Here is a 12,845-nt window from a genome sequence, read left to right on the forward strand (position 1 = left end):
GCCGATCAACGCGGCAGGGTGATGTTCCAGCGCAGCGTCACCAGCCGCCCGATCACGATCGCCAGCGTGGCGATCACCACGGCCACGCTCGGCAGCAGGTCCGTGAACGTCAGCCCGACGTAGAGGAAGCACCCGACAAAGACGCAAGTCGCGTACGGGCGGTTGTCCCGCAGCAGCATGGGCACCTCATTGCAGACCACATCGCGCAGCAGGCCGCCGAAGGCCGCTGTGATCACGCCCATCATCACCGACACGAACACCGGCACGCCCGCATCCAGTGCCAGCTGCGTGCCCAGCACGCCAAACAGGCCCAGGCCGATGGCATCCGCCACGATCAGCACGCGGTCGGACACCAGTTGGCTCACCAGCCGGATCACCCAGTTGGCGAACAGGCTCATCGCGAACAGCGCGATCAGATAGTCCTGGTGCTCCACCCAGTAGAAGGGCCGGCGATCGAGCAGCAGATCGCGCAGCGTGCCGCCGCCGAATGCCGTGAGAAACGCGACGATAAAGGCGCCCACGGCATCAAGCCGGCGCCGCTTCGCCTCGGCCAAGCCCGAGATGGCAAACGAGAAGACCGCGAGGATCTCCATCCAGTGCATGACCAATTGCAGACGACCGACGTGCATGAGGGGTTGTTGTGGTGTGCTTGTTGTTTGCGTAGAAAAAAGCTCAAGCGCCGTGCGGTTGCCGCAGGAGGACCAGCACTGCACCAGCACCGCCGGCCGTGTTGCGCGGCTCAACGAAGGCGATCACTTCTTCCTTCTGCACCAGCCAGGAACGCACCTTGCCCTTGAGCATAGGCGTCTTGTCGGGCGAACCGAGCCCCTTGCCGTGGATCACGCGCACGCAGCGGATGCCGCGTTGCACCGCCCGGCGCAGAAAGGCTGCCAATGCCTCACGGGCTTCTTCGCGGCGCAGGCCGTGCAGGTCGATCTGGTCTTGCGTCGCCCATTCGCCGCGGCGCAGCTTCTTGAGCACGTCGTCGCCGATGCCGGGGCGGCGGTAGGAGAGGGTGTCATCCGTGTCGAGCAGATTGTCGACGTCGAATTCGTCCGACAGGGAGGCATCCAGCACGCGTTTGTCTTCCGCGCGGGAATGCACGGGATCGGGCGCAGGCGGATTGCGCGGATGCTCGACGCGCTTGTTCTGGCGCAGCGCGCTTACCTCGCCAATGCTGGCGCGGAACACGTTGGCCTCTTCGGCAGCCTTGCGTTTGGCTTCTTCAGCGCGCTGGCGTTCGGCCTGACGTACCTCGGTCTCGACCTTGAGCTGGTCGCGCAACTTGGCCAGATCGGTCAGGCTGAGTTTGGCAGGGGGAGTGGGGGCGCGTTTCATGGCGAGGGGTAAATCAGGGTGGAGCGTGCGTGGATTATACGAACGCGCCCGGCATGGCAAAACGGCCGATGGTTTCCCATCGGCCGTTGCCTGGGCGGCGGGGCGTGCCGCGCTTATTCCAGGCTTTCCAGGTAGCGCTGGGCGTCCAGCGCGGCCATGCAGCCCGTGCCGGCGCTGGTGATGGCCTGGCGATAGATGTGGTCCTGCACATCACCGGCGGCAAACACACCCGGGATGTTGGTGGCGGTGGCCATGCCGGCCAGACCGCTCTTCGTGGTGATGTAGCCCGTGTCGTTCATGTCGAGCTGGCCGCGGAAGATGTCGGTGTTCGGCTTGTGGCCGATGGCGATGAACACGCCGGCCACCTTGATCTCTTCGGTCCTGCCTTCGTTCTCGTTCGTGCCCTTCAGGCGCGCGCCCGTTACGCCGGAGTCATCGCCCAGGATCTCGTCGAGCACCATATTGGTCTTGATTTCGATCTTGCCCTTCTTCTCCTGCTCATGCAGGCGGTCGATCAGGATCGGCTCGGCGCGGAATTTGTCGCGGCGGTGGATGAGCGTGACCTTGCTGGCGATGTTGGCCAGGTACAGCGCCTCTTCCACGGCGGTGTTGCCGCCGCCCACCACAGCCACTTCCTGGCCCTTGTAGAAAAAGCCGTCGCAGGTGGCGCAGGCCGACACGCCGCGGCCGGCAAATTTCTCTTCCGACGGCAGGCCCAGGTATTGGGCCGAGGCGCCCGTCGAGATGATCAGCGTGTCGCAGGTGTACTCGCCCGAATCGCCCACCAGGCGGATCGGCTTTTCGTTCAGGTGCGTGGTGTGGATGTGGTCGAACAGCACTTCGGTCTTGAAGCGCTCGGCGTGCTCCAGAAAGCGCTGCATCAGCTCGGGGCCTTGCAGGTGTTCCTTGTCAGCGGGCCAGTTTTCCACGTCGGTGGTGGTCATGAGCTGGCCGCCTTGGGCCAGGCCGGTGATCAGTACCGGGTTCAGGTTGGCCCGGGCGGCGTAGATGGCGGCCGTGTAGCCGGCGGGGCCGGAGCCAAGAATCAGCACTTTTGCGTGTTTTGCCATGATGCGTTCGGTAGGTGCGCGGCACGAGGGGTGAAACTGCCGCCACGTAGGTAAGAGATACGGGCTAGGTGAGGGTGTCGGCCGCCATTATAAAGTGGCACCCCCTCGTCCGCCCGGTTGTAAATTCCAATGGCAATGATAGGGGCGCGTTACAATCGTCGGCATCGCATTTGTGCTGTCTCAAGCCGCGCGGGCCTTTGCCCAAGCGGCACATCCGTCTCTCCGCGTCTCCCGCATGGCTCGAGCTTCCACCACTCCGACAACCCGTACCGATCCCGCCGCACTACCGTCCCGCATTGGGCGCTTGCTGGGCGAGGTCCGCTGGTTCCTGTTGCTGGCGGTGACCATCGCCTTCCTGATCATCCTGCTGTCCTATAACCGGGCCGACCCCGGTTTCACCCACGCCAGCCAGGTCGACGAGATCCGCAACCTGGGCGGCCGCGTGGGCGCATGGCTGGCCGATCTGCTCCTGTTTATCTTTGGCGCGTCCGCCTACTGGTGGGCGGTGCTGCTGGTGCGCCGCGTCTGGCGTGGCTGGCGCGAGCTGATGTCCGATGAGCGCCTGCCCCGTGCTGCCATGCCGCGCGTGGACGCCAGCGTCACGTGGATCGGCTTTGCGCTGATCCTGGCTTCCAGCATGGGCTTGGAAGCCATCCGCATGTATTCGCTGCACATGAAGCTGCCGCGCGCGCCTGGCGGTGTGTTGGGCGACGTGATTGGCGGGGCGATGCAGCATTCGCTGGGCTTTACCGGCGGCACGCTGGCGTTGCTGTTCACGTTCCTGGTCGGGCTGTCGCTGTTCTTCCATTTCTCGTGGCTGAACTTGGCCGAGCAGATCGGCGCGGGCGTCGAGATGCTGTTTGTCGGCTTCAAGACGCGCCGCGAAAGCAAGCAAGACCGCGCCATCGGCGAGGCGGCCAAGGTCGAGCGCGAAGAGGTCGTGGAAACCCGCCGCGTGCGCATCGAAGAAGCGCCGCCAGTGCAGATCGTGCGCCCGACCGCCGTGGTCAAGAGCGAGCGTGTGGAGCGCGAAAAGCAACAGCCGCTGTTCGTCGACATCGAAGATTCCGACCTGCCGCCGCTGGCGCTGCTTGATCCGATTCCGCCCGTCGTGGAAACCGTGAGTGCCGAGACGCTCGAATTCACCTCGCGCCTGATCGAGAAGAAGCTCAAGGACTTTGGCGTGGAAGTGCAGGTGGTGGCGGCCTATCCGGGTCCGGTCATCACGCGCTATGAGATTGAGCCTGCCACGGGCGTGAAGGGCAGCCAGATCGTCAACTTGGCGAAGGACTTGGCGCGTTCGCTGTCGCTGGTGTCCATCCGCGTGGTGGAGACGATTCCGGGCAAGAACTACATGGGCCTGGAGCTGCCGAATCCGAAGCGCCAAGCGGTGCGCCTGTCGGAGATTCTCGGCTCGCAGGTCTACAACGAGAGCGCTTCGCAGCTCACGATGGCGCTGGGCAAGGACATCGCCGGCAAGCCGGTGGTGGCCGATCTGGCCAAGATGCCGCACTGCATGGTGGCCGGTACCACGGGTTCCGGTAAGTCGGTCGGCATCAACGCGATGATCCTGTCGCTGCTGTACAAGGCCAAGGCCGATGCGGTACGCCTGATCCTGATCGACCCGAAGATGCTGGAACTGAGCATCTACGAAGGCATTCCGCATCTGCTGTGCCCCGTGGTGACCGACATGCGCCAGGCCGGCCACGCCCTGAACTGGGCGGTGGGCGAGATGGAGCGCCGCTACAAGCTCATGAGCAAGATGGGCGTGCGCAATCTCGCCGGCTTCAACAAGAAGATCGATGAAGCCGCCGCGCGCGAGGAGAAGATTCCCAACCCGTTCAGCCTCACGCCCGACGCGCCGGAGCCGCTTGACAAGCTGCCGATGATCGTCATCGTGATCGACGAACTGGCCGACCTGATGATGGTGGTCGGCAAGAAGGTCGAAGAGCTGATCGCGCGGATTGCGCAGAAGGCGCGTGCCGCAGGTATCCACCTCGTGCTGGCGACGCAGCGGCCGTCCGTAGACGTGATCACCGGCCTGATCAAGGCGAACGTGCCGACGCGGATCGCCTTCCAGGTCAGCAGCAAGATCGACTCGCGCACGATTCTTGACCAGCAGGGCGCCGAAGCGTTGCTCGGCATGGGTGACATGCTGTATCTCGCACCCGGCACCGGTTTGCCGGTGCGCGTACACGGCGCGTTCGTGTCTGACGACGAAGTGCACCGCGTAGTGGACAACCTCAAGTCGCAAGGCGAGCCGAACTACATCGAGGGCATTCTCGAAGGCGGCGTGGTTGACGGCGAAGGCGGCGGCGACGGCTTTGGCGGTGGCGCGGGTCTTGTCGGTGCTGGTGGCGGCGAGGCCGACCCGTTATACGACCAAGCCGTCGATGTGGTGCTCAAGAATCGTCGCGCGTCAATCTCGCTGGTGCAGCGTCACCTGCGTATCGGCTACAACCGCGCCGCACGCCTGCTGGAAGACATGGAAAAGGCGGGGCTCGTGTCCGCCATGTCGGGCAACGGCAACCGCGAAATCCTGGCGCCCAACCGCAACGGCAACGTCGTCGAAGAGGAATGACGTTGCCCGCATGTTGCAGTTACATCGCGTTACCGCGCCAGCGGAATGTTCCGGCGCGGCCGGCTACTAACAACAAGATCAACTGATTACCGGGATTCCTATGTTTGTGTTGAAAGCACGTCACCTGATGGCCGCCGGGCTGGTATCGCTGGCGGCGTGGTCGGCCGGTGCCTATGCGGGTGCGGTCGAACAGCTCAACGCCTTCGTGAGCAATGTCAGCACCGCGCGCGGCGAGTTCGTGCAGCGGCAAGTGAAGGGCGGTACCAACGGCAATCCGCTGCGTGTGGCCGGTACGTCCAGCGGCGATTTCGTTTTCTCGCGCCCGGGCCGCTTTGTCTGGCGCTATGTGAAGCCGTATGACCAGCAACTTTCCGCCGACGGCCAGACGCTGTACATCTTCGACAAGGACCTGAACCAGGTGACGGAGCGCAAGCTCGATGCATCGCTGGGCTCCAGCCCGGCCGCCATCCTGTTCGGCAGTAACGACCTCGCCAAGAACTTCACGCTCAAGGAAGGCGGCACCAAGGACGGCATCGACTGGGCCGAACTCACGCCCAAGGCCAAGGACACGCAATTCGAGCGCATCGCTATCGGCTTCCGCAGCGGCGAGCTGCAAGGGATGGAGCTGCGTGATGCTTTCGGCAACACCACGCTGCTCACGTTCTCGAACATCCAGAAGAATCCGCAACTGCCGGCCAACGCGTTCCGCTTTACGCCGCCTAAAGGGGCGGATGTCATCAAGCAATGACGCGTGCTGGCGGGCTTTCGACAGGGAGACCGACCATGCCGTTGTTGTTCCATACATCGCTGCAACGCGCAGCCGCCGTCGCCGCAACGGCGGCGGTATTTGCGGGATGTGCGTCTACGGGCGCGTCTCGCTTTGATGTGGATTCGTTTCTGACTGCGCCGGACACCGTGCTGGCGGAAGCCTTGGTCAACAAGGATTTTTTGCGCGCGACTCAGTTGCCGAGCGCCGAATGCAGCGCGCTGGTGAAGGGCCATGCCGGACAAGTGGTGCCGATTCAGGCGCCGGCTGATCCGCGCTTGCCGGAGGCTTCGGCGCGCCAGCCATTCGTCGTTCAGCCGCCCGCCAGCGAGAGCGTCTGGTTGCTGCTGCGTTCACCCAACGGGTCGCAGTCCTGCCACGGGCCGCTGCCAGCCAAGGAATTCATGGGGCTAGTGCAGCGCGCGTCGAACTGACGCGTAGTGGGGCGCCGGGGCCGCGCCCGGTTTCTGCGACAATCCCCGCATGAACGCCTCTGCTTCTCTCTTCCCGGACGCGCCGGCCCACATGCCGCTGGCCGAGCGCCTCCGCCCGCATTCCGCCGATGAGGTGATCGGCCAGCAGCACCTGCTGGGGCCGGGCAAGCCGCTGCGCGTGGCCTTTGCCTCCGGTGAGCCACATTCGATGATCCTCTGGGGCCCGCCGGGCGTGGGCAAGACCACGCTGGCGAGGCTGATGGCGAACGCTTTCGACGCGGAGTTCATCGCGCTGTCTGCCGTGCTGTCGGGCGTCAAGGACATCCGCGAGGCGGTTGAGCGTGCCGAGCAGTTCCGCGCCAACGGCCGCCGCACGCTGGTGTTCGTCGATGAAGTCCACCGCTTCAACAAGAGCCAGCAGGACGCCTTCCTGCCGCACGTGGAAAGCGGCCTGTTCACCTTCATCGGCGCGACGACCGAGAACCCGTCGTTCGAGGTGAACGGCGCATTGTTGTCGCGCGCGGCGGTGTACGTGCTCAAGAGCCTGTCGGACGATGAGCTCAAGCAGTTGGCTGAACGCGCGCGCCAGGAACTGGGTAGTCTGGAATGGACGCCCACTGCGCTCGACGCCATCGTCGCCTCCGCAGATGGCGATGGCCGCAAGCTGCTCAACAACATCGAAATCGTGACTCGCGCCGCGCGTGCGCAAGCCGAGGGCGATGCGGTGCCGATCATCGATGAGGCCCTGCTTGCTTCTGCGCTGTCCGAAAACCTGCGCCGCTTCGACAAGGGCGGCGATGCCTTCTACGACCAGATCAGCGCGCTGCATAAATCCGTGCGTGGTTCCGATCCGGACGGTGCGCTGTACTGGTTCTGCCGCATGCTCGATGGGGGCGCCGACCCTCGTTACCTCGCCCGCCGCATCGTGCGCATGGCGTGGGAAGACATTGGCCTGGCCGACCCCCGCGCCGGGCGCATTACGTTGGATGCCGCCGAGACGTACGAGCGCCTTGGCTCACCGGAAGGGGAGCTGGCGCTGGCCCAGGCGGTGATCTACCTGGCTATCGCGCCCAAGTCCAACGCCGGCTACAACGCCTATAACGCGGCGCGCGCGTTCGTCAGCCAGGACAAGTCGCGCACCGTGCCCGTGCACCTGCGCAACGCGCCGACCAAGCTGATGAAGGAACTCGGCTACGGTCATGCCTACCGCTACGCGCATGACGAGCCCGAGGCCTACGCCGCTGGCGAAACCTACTTCCCCGACGATCTGCCCGCGCAGAACTGGTACGTGCCTACGCCGCGCGGCCTGGAAGGCAAGATCGGCGACAAGCTGCGGCACCTGCGCGAGCTGGACGCGCAGTGGCACGAAGCCCAAGGCAAATCCTCCCGCAACAAATAAAACCCACGGGCCGGTGCGATAAAATCGGCCTTTTCGATCTTTCGGATCGATCGTTCGCAATCCTCGGTTCTCTCCCCACCATGCTTGATATCCAACTGCTGCGCAAAGACATCGACGCCGTTGCCGCGCGCCTCAAAGACCGCGGCTACGTGCTCGACGTGGCCGGCTTTGCCGCGCTCGAGGCCGAACGCAAGGCCATCCAGACCCGCACCGAAGAGCTGCAGGCCCGCCGCAATAGCCTGTCCAAGCAGATCGGCATGCTCAAGGGCAAGGGCGAGGATGCATCAGCGGTGATGGCCGAGGTGTCGGGCATCGGTGATGAGCTGAAGGCCTCCGCCGCGCAGCTCGACGTGGTGCAGGCCAAGGTGCAGGACCTGATGCTGTCGATCCCGAACCTGCCGCATGAAAGCGTGCCGGCCGGCCGCGACGAAACGCAGAACGTGGAAGTGCGCCGCGAAGGCACGCCGCGCGCATTCGATTTCCCGGTCAAGGATCACGTGGATCTGGGTGCCGCACTGGGCCTGGATTTCGATGCCGGCGCCAAGCTGTCGGGCGCGCGCTTCACGGTCCTCAAGGGCCAGGTGGCACGCTTGCATCGTGCGCTCGCGCAATTCATGCTCGACGCGCACACGCTGGAGCACGGTTACACCGAAGCGTACGTGCCGTACATCGTCAACGCGGCGTCGATGCGTGGCACGGGCCAATTGCCGAAGTTCGAGGAAGACCTGTTCCGCGTGCCGCGCAAGATGAAGCACAGCGCGGAAGAGGGCGCGAGCGAGCACGATGAGAACTTCTACCTGATCCCGACCGCCGAGGTGCCGCTCACGAACCTAGTGCGCGACGAGATCATCGCCGCGGATGCGCTGCCGATGATGTTTGCCGCCCATTCGCCGTGCTTCCGCTCCGAAGCCGGCTCGTACGGCAAGGACACACGCGGCATGATCCGCCAGCACCAGTTCGACAAGGTCGAGATGGTGCAGATCGTGCGGCCCGAAACGTCGTTCGCCGCACTGGATGCCATGACTAACTGCGCGGAAAACATCCTGCGCAAGCTGGAACTGCCGTTCCGCACCGTCGTGCTGTGCACGGGCGATATGGGCTTTGGCAGCACCAAGACGTACGACATCGAGGTGTGGATTCCGGCGCAGAACACCTACCGCGAAATCAGCTCGTGCTCGAACATGGGCGATTTCCAGGCGCGCCGCATGCAAGCCCGTTTCCGTAACGCGCAGGGCAAGCCGGAGCTGGTGCATACGCTCAATGGCTCGGGCCTCGCCGTCGGCCGCACGCTCGTGGCTGTGCTGGAGAACTACCAGAACGCGGATGGTTCGGTGACGGTGCCGACCGCGCTGCGCCCGTACCTGGGCGGTCAGGAAGTGCTGAAACCGGCAGGTTGATGGCGTTGTTCCGCACCTCTTGATTTCGGCGGGAAAAGTCTGTTATAGTCGCGGTTTCGCGATTCAGCGACCCAGTTACCGGAGAGGTGGCAGAGTGGTCGAATGTACCTGACTCGAAATCAGGCGTACCGGCGACGGTACCGTGGGTTCGAATCCCACCCTCTCCGCCAGCAGTAGCCAAAAACCCCGTAGGTCTCCGACTTACGGGGTTTTTGTTTATCTGGCGCATCTACCCGTCATTGAGCGCATGCACGCTTACCACGGGCCGCAGCGCCCTCGCGCACGTTGATTGCGGCACCTATGACAACCCCTGCTTTGCGGGCACACTCCGGTTTCGACCGCCCGGTGCCATACCGAGCCATCAGACCTACCTCCACGCGACGGCCCTCATGGATAGCAAAACCGACCGCCAAAAGTTCTTCTACCTCTTGCTTGCCGCCGTCACCATCGGTCTCGGCTGGATTCTGTCGCCGTTTGTGGGCGCGGTGTTCTGGGGGGCGATTCTGGCGATTCTGTTTCAGCCCGTGCAGCGCTGGCTGGCGGCGCGCTTCGGCAAGCGGCGCAATCTTGCCGCGCTGGTTACGCTGACCTTGATCGTGGTGATCGTGATTCTGCCGCTGGTGTTCGTGGCGGCGACCATCGTGCAGGAAATCACGATGGCCTATCAGGAAATCCAGAGCGCAAAGCTCAACTACGCCGCGTACTTCCAGCAGGGCATGCAGGCGTTGCCGACGTCGATCCAGAACCTGCTGGCCAAATGGGGCCTGGCCGACATTGCCGGTCTGCAGAAAAAACTCACCGATGGCGCAGCGCAGATCAGCCAGTTTGCCGCCGCCCAGGCGCTCAGCATTGGGCAGAACACGTTCCAGTTCGTGGTCGGCTTTGGGGTGATGCTGTACATGGTGTTCTTTCTGCTGCGCGATGGCGGCGAGATCGGCAACCGTGTGCGCCGGGCGTTGCCGCTGGATGAAGAGCACAAGCAACTGCTGCTGAGCAAGTTCACGACGGTGGTGCGCGCCACCGTCAAGGGCAACATTGTCGTGGCGCTGGTGCAGGGGGCGCTGGGCGGCCTCATCTTCTGGGCGCTGGGGATCAGCGGCGTGGTGCTGTGGGGCGCGCTGATGGCGTTTCTGTCGCTGCTGCCCGCGATTGGCGCGAGCCTGGTGTGGGTGCCGGTGGCGATCTACTTTCTGATGATCGGCGCGGTGTGGAAGTGCGTGATCCTGGTCGCCTTCTGCGGCGGTGTGATCGGGCTGGTGGATAACTTGCTGCGTCCGCTGCTGGTCGGCAAGGACACCAAGATGCCTGACTGGGTGGTGCTGGTGTCCACGCTGGGCGGGATGGAGCTGTTTGGCATCACGGGCTTCGTCATCGGACCGCTGGTCGCCGCGCTGTTCATGGCGAGCTGGGACATCTTTGCGCGCGCCGGGCAGACCGAATGACGCAGCCGGCTTAACAGTCGCCCGGTCGCTTACGACGCGCCCATGGCGGCCGTCAACACGGCGAGGTTGCCTTCACCGAACCCGTGGTGGCCACGGCGCTGCACGATCTCAAAGAAGATCTCGCCCGGGTGGCGCCTGACGAAGGTCTGCAGGAACAGCTTGGGTACGCCGTCGGCGATTTCCCCGTCGATCAGGATGCCGTAGCGACGCAGCGTGGCGATATCGAGCCCATGACCGGGCAGGCGGGCATCGACGGTGTCGTAGTAGTGCGCCGGCGGCTCGACAAAGGTGACGCCGTTGGCGGCCAGCGCGGCCGCGGTGCGCACGATGTCGTCGGTGGCCAGCGCGATGTGCTGCACGCCTTCGCCCGGGTGATCGGGCAGGTAGGCGTGCATGAGGTGGGCGCGGTGCGTGCCCTCTTCATAGAGCGGAATGCGGATCGTGCCGCACGACGACACCATGACCCGCGAATCCGACGCCACGTGCCAGTTGGCGTGCAACTCGTGGATCTCGCGAAAGCCGAGCTGGTTGCGGTAGAAATCGATCCAGTCCTGCAGGCGGCCGGCGCCGACGGTCTGCGTGAGGTGGTCGACGCGCGCGAGCCCAACGCCGGCGTGGTGCCAGTCTTCATGCGCGGTGGCCGTGTCCAGCGGGCGGAAGTCGATGTCGTAGATGGAGATGTCGCCCAGGCCGCCCTTGGCGCCGTGCTTGCCGCGCCAGCGGTCGACAAAGTACAGGTGCGTATCGCCCACACCCTGGATGGCCGGGATCACCAACTCCGCCGGGCCGATGGGCTCGCCTTCGGCCGGCCATGCGCCCAGCTCGACGGCGCGTTCGTAGGCGTGCTGCGCGTCATTCACGCGGATGCCGATCGCACAGATGCCGACGCCGTATTCCTCGGCCCAGCGGTGCGCGAACGAGTCGGGCTCTGCGTTGACGAGGAAATTCATGTCGCCCTGGCGGTACAGCGTGACGTTCTTGCTGACGTGCCGCGCGATGGCCTTGAAGCCCAGCGACTCGAACATGCTGCCGAGCGAGGCCGGCTCTTGCGTGGCGAACTCGATGAATTCCAGACCGGCGGTCTTGAAGGGCAGGTCGGCATCGCGGGCCATGGTTGAACTCCTGTGGCAAAACAATGAATGGAACACCGTGTCTTGTACCACGGGCGCGGGGGCGCAGGCGAGGCCCCGCGCATCAGACGCGCCGGGTGCGGCGACCTTGCTAAGCCGCAGTCCGCAGTTTCGGCAGTCTGAAGAAGGCGATATAGACCAGCGCAGTGCCCGCGATGATCATCGGCACGACCATCGGCCAGGCACCGAGGCTGTGCGATGCATCGTCAAATGCCGCTGCGGTCTGCCCCAAGCAGAACGCCGCCAGCATCATGATGAAGCCCGACCATGACACAGCGCGCCCGGCCAGGTGTGGCAAATCGCTGACGGCGCCAGCCTGCCCGCACGGCTGGTGGATGCCGTGCCCCATGCAGTACACGCCGTGCCCGAGCAGCAGCGGCCATGCCTCGCCGGGCAGGAGCCAGCACCCCAATCCCTGAATGCCCGCACCGCACAGACTGAGCGTGGCGCCTTGCTGCACGGTGCGCACGAGGCTCTGGCGCCGCAACAGACGCCGGCAGACGGTGGTGCTGACGATGTAGACGAGCGAACCGCCGGCGGGTATCCAACCGTACAACGCGGGGGAGAGGCCCAGATAGCCGATATAGACCATCGGCGAGAGCAGCAGAAAGCAGAAGATGCCGGCGTAGGTGGTGGCGGCCACCAGCGCCCAGCGGCGAAATTCCGCGCTGGCAAAAATCTCGCGTACGCCGCCGGCCTGCTGCGGGTGCGCCTGCTTGGTTTCGGCAAAGCCGCGCCAGCACATGACCCACAGCACGATGGCGTACAGGCTCATGCATGCGAGCACCCAGCGCCAGCCGGCATGCTGAGCGACAAAGGCGCCGAGTATCGGCGCCACCAATGCGACAAAGCCCAGGCCGGTGAGGCCCCGCGCCATGACGTGTGGGCCATCGCGGGCAGGGTGGAGATCGCGCACCGCGGCACGCGCGCACACCAGGATGGCCGCCATGGAAAAGCCTTGCAGGGCGCGTGCGGCAGTCAGCATGGCGGCGCTCACAGCCAGTGCGCCGGCCAGCGCGGCGATGGCGTAGCAGGCTAGCCCCACCAGCAGCACGTGCCGGCGCCCGAAGCGGTCGGCCAGGCTGCCCATCGGCAATTGCCCAATACCAAAGGCGAGTGCGAACACCGTGAGGCTGGTGCTGGCCGAGCCCAATGCCTGCGCAATGGCGGGTAAGGCGGGAAGGTAGCTGTCAGTCGCCACCGGCTGCGCCGAGAGCAGCAGCGGCAGCAGCAGGGCAAAGCTCAGCGGGCGGCGAATCATCGGTGATCAGGCAACGCCAAGTGCTCG

The 12,845-nt window shown here is 64.8% G+C and carries 11 protein-coding genes and 1 tRNA gene; 7 read left to right on the forward strand and 5 right to left on the reverse strand.

Annotated features, from left to right (window positions below; genetic code table 11):
• Positions 1–5: 5 nt before the first annotated feature.
• The 3 genes from ACN9M1_RS03930 to trxB all read right to left on the reverse strand — a co-directional run bounded on the left by ACN9M1_RS03930 (position 6) and on the right by trxB (position 2,408).
• Positions 6–629 (reverse strand): trimeric intracellular cation channel family protein, encoded by a 624-nt coding sequence (locus ACN9M1_RS03930; RefSeq protein ID WP_426397558.1) that lies wholly within the window; start codon positions 627–629, stop codon positions 6–8.
• Positions 630–672: 43 nt separating this feature from the next.
• Complete coding sequence (locus ACN9M1_RS03935; protein ID WP_426397559.1) at positions 673–1,338, reverse strand: Smr/MutS family protein; 666 nt, start codon at positions 1,336–1,338, stop codon at positions 673–675.
• Between the two features lie 113 nt (positions 1,339–1,451).
• Positions 1,452–2,408 carry a thioredoxin-disulfide reductase gene (trxB, locus tag ACN9M1_RS03940; protein ID WP_426397560.1) on the reverse strand — a complete coding sequence of 319 codons (957 nt, stop codon included), beginning with the start codon at positions 2,406–2,408 and terminating at the stop codon, positions 1,452–1,454.
• 235 nt (positions 2,409–2,643) lie between these two features.
• On the opposite strand from trxB, the gene ACN9M1_RS03945 reads away from it, so the two are divergent.
• From ACN9M1_RS03945 to ACN9M1_RS03975, 7 genes are all read left to right on the forward strand, one after another.
• Complete coding sequence (locus ACN9M1_RS03945; RefSeq protein WP_426397561.1) at positions 2,644–4,989, forward strand: DNA translocase FtsK; 2,346 nt, start codon at positions 2,644–2,646, stop codon at positions 4,987–4,989.
• A 100-nt stretch (positions 4,990–5,089) separates the two neighbouring features.
• Complete coding sequence (lolA, locus tag ACN9M1_RS03950; RefSeq protein WP_426397563.1) at positions 5,090–5,737, forward strand: outer membrane lipoprotein chaperone LolA; 648 nt, start codon at positions 5,090–5,092, stop codon at positions 5,735–5,737.
• A 35-nt stretch (positions 5,738–5,772) separates the two neighbouring features.
• A complete protein-coding gene (locus tag ACN9M1_RS03955) occupies positions 5,773–6,189 on the forward strand; it encodes a hypothetical protein (RefSeq protein ID WP_426397564.1) in 417 nt (138 codons plus the stop codon).
• Between the two features lie 91 nt (positions 6,190–6,280).
• Complete coding sequence (locus ACN9M1_RS03960) at positions 6,281–7,588, forward strand: replication-associated recombination protein A (protein WP_426398795.1); 1,308 nt, start codon at positions 6,281–6,283, stop codon at positions 7,586–7,588.
• Between the two features lie 80 nt (positions 7,589–7,668).
• Complete coding sequence (serS, locus tag ACN9M1_RS03965) at positions 7,669–8,985, forward strand: serine--tRNA ligase (RefSeq protein ID WP_426397566.1); 1,317 nt, start codon at positions 7,669–7,671, stop codon at positions 8,983–8,985.
• A gap of 80 nt (positions 8,986–9,065) precedes the next feature.
• Positions 9,066–9,155, forward strand: a tRNA-Ser gene (locus ACN9M1_RS03970).
• Positions 9,156–9,374: 219 nt separating this feature from the next.
• Positions 9,375–10,427: an AI-2E family transporter gene (locus ACN9M1_RS03975; protein WP_426397568.1), complete on the forward strand. Its 1,053-nt coding sequence runs from the start codon at positions 9,375–9,377 to the stop codon at positions 10,425–10,427.
• 29 nt (positions 10,428–10,456) lie between these two features.
• Here ACN9M1_RS03975 and ACN9M1_RS03980 read toward each other — a convergent pair whose 3' ends face one another.
• Positions 10,457–11,539, reverse strand: coding sequence for a 4-hydroxyphenylpyruvate dioxygenase family protein (locus tag ACN9M1_RS03980; protein ID WP_426397570.1), 1,083 nt, complete (start codon positions 11,537–11,539; stop codon positions 10,457–10,459).
• A gap of 109 nt (positions 11,540–11,648) precedes the next feature.
• Positions 11,649–12,818 carry an MFS transporter gene (locus ACN9M1_RS03985; protein WP_426397572.1) on the reverse strand — a complete coding sequence of 390 codons (1,170 nt, stop codon included), beginning with the start codon at positions 12,816–12,818 and terminating at the stop codon, positions 11,649–11,651.
• Positions 12,819–12,845 lie beyond the last annotated feature (27 nt).

This window comes from Ralstonia sp. R-29 (assembly GCF_049913345.1).
Classification (GTDB): domain Bacteria; phylum Pseudomonadota; class Gammaproteobacteria; order Burkholderiales; family Burkholderiaceae; genus Ralstonia.

Bases quoted from the DNA above. Each gene is read 5' to 3' on its own strand.
- ACN9M1_RS03985 (WP_426397572.1), bottom strand. From the start codon at position 12,818: ATGATTCGCCGCCCGCTGAGCTTTGCCCTGCTGCTGCCGCTGCTGCTC.
- ACN9M1_RS03975 (WP_426397568.1), top strand. From the start codon at position 9,375: ATGGATAGCAAAACCGACCGCCAAAAGTTCTTCTACCTCTTGCTTGCC.
- trxB (WP_426397560.1), bottom strand. From the start codon at position 2,408: ATGGCAAAACACGCAAAAGTGCTGATTCTTGGCTCCGGCCCCGCCGGC.
- ACN9M1_RS03980 (WP_426397570.1), bottom strand. From the start codon at position 11,539: ATGGCCCGCGATGCCGACCTGCCCTTCAAGACCGCCGGTCTGGAATTC.
- ACN9M1_RS03945 (WP_426397561.1), top strand. From the start codon at position 2,644: ATGGCTCGAGCTTCCACCACTCCGACAACCCGTACCGATCCCGCCGCA.
- ACN9M1_RS03955 (WP_426397564.1), top strand. From the start codon at position 5,773: ATGCCGTTGTTGTTCCATACATCGCTGCAACGCGCAGCCGCCGTCGCC.
- ACN9M1_RS03960 (WP_426398795.1), top strand. From the start codon at position 6,281: ATGCCGCTGGCCGAGCGCCTCCGCCCGCATTCCGCCGATGAGGTGATC.
- ACN9M1_RS03935 (WP_426397559.1), bottom strand. From the start codon at position 1,338: ATGAAACGCGCCCCCACTCCCCCTGCCAAACTCAGCCTGACCGATCTG.
- lolA (WP_426397563.1), top strand. From the start codon at position 5,090: ATGTTTGTGTTGAAAGCACGTCACCTGATGGCCGCCGGGCTGGTATCG.
- serS (WP_426397566.1), top strand. From the start codon at position 7,669: ATGCTTGATATCCAACTGCTGCGCAAAGACATCGACGCCGTTGCCGCG.
- ACN9M1_RS03930 (WP_426397558.1), bottom strand. From the start codon at position 629: ATGCACGTCGGTCGTCTGCAATTGGTCATGCACTGGATGGAGATCCTC.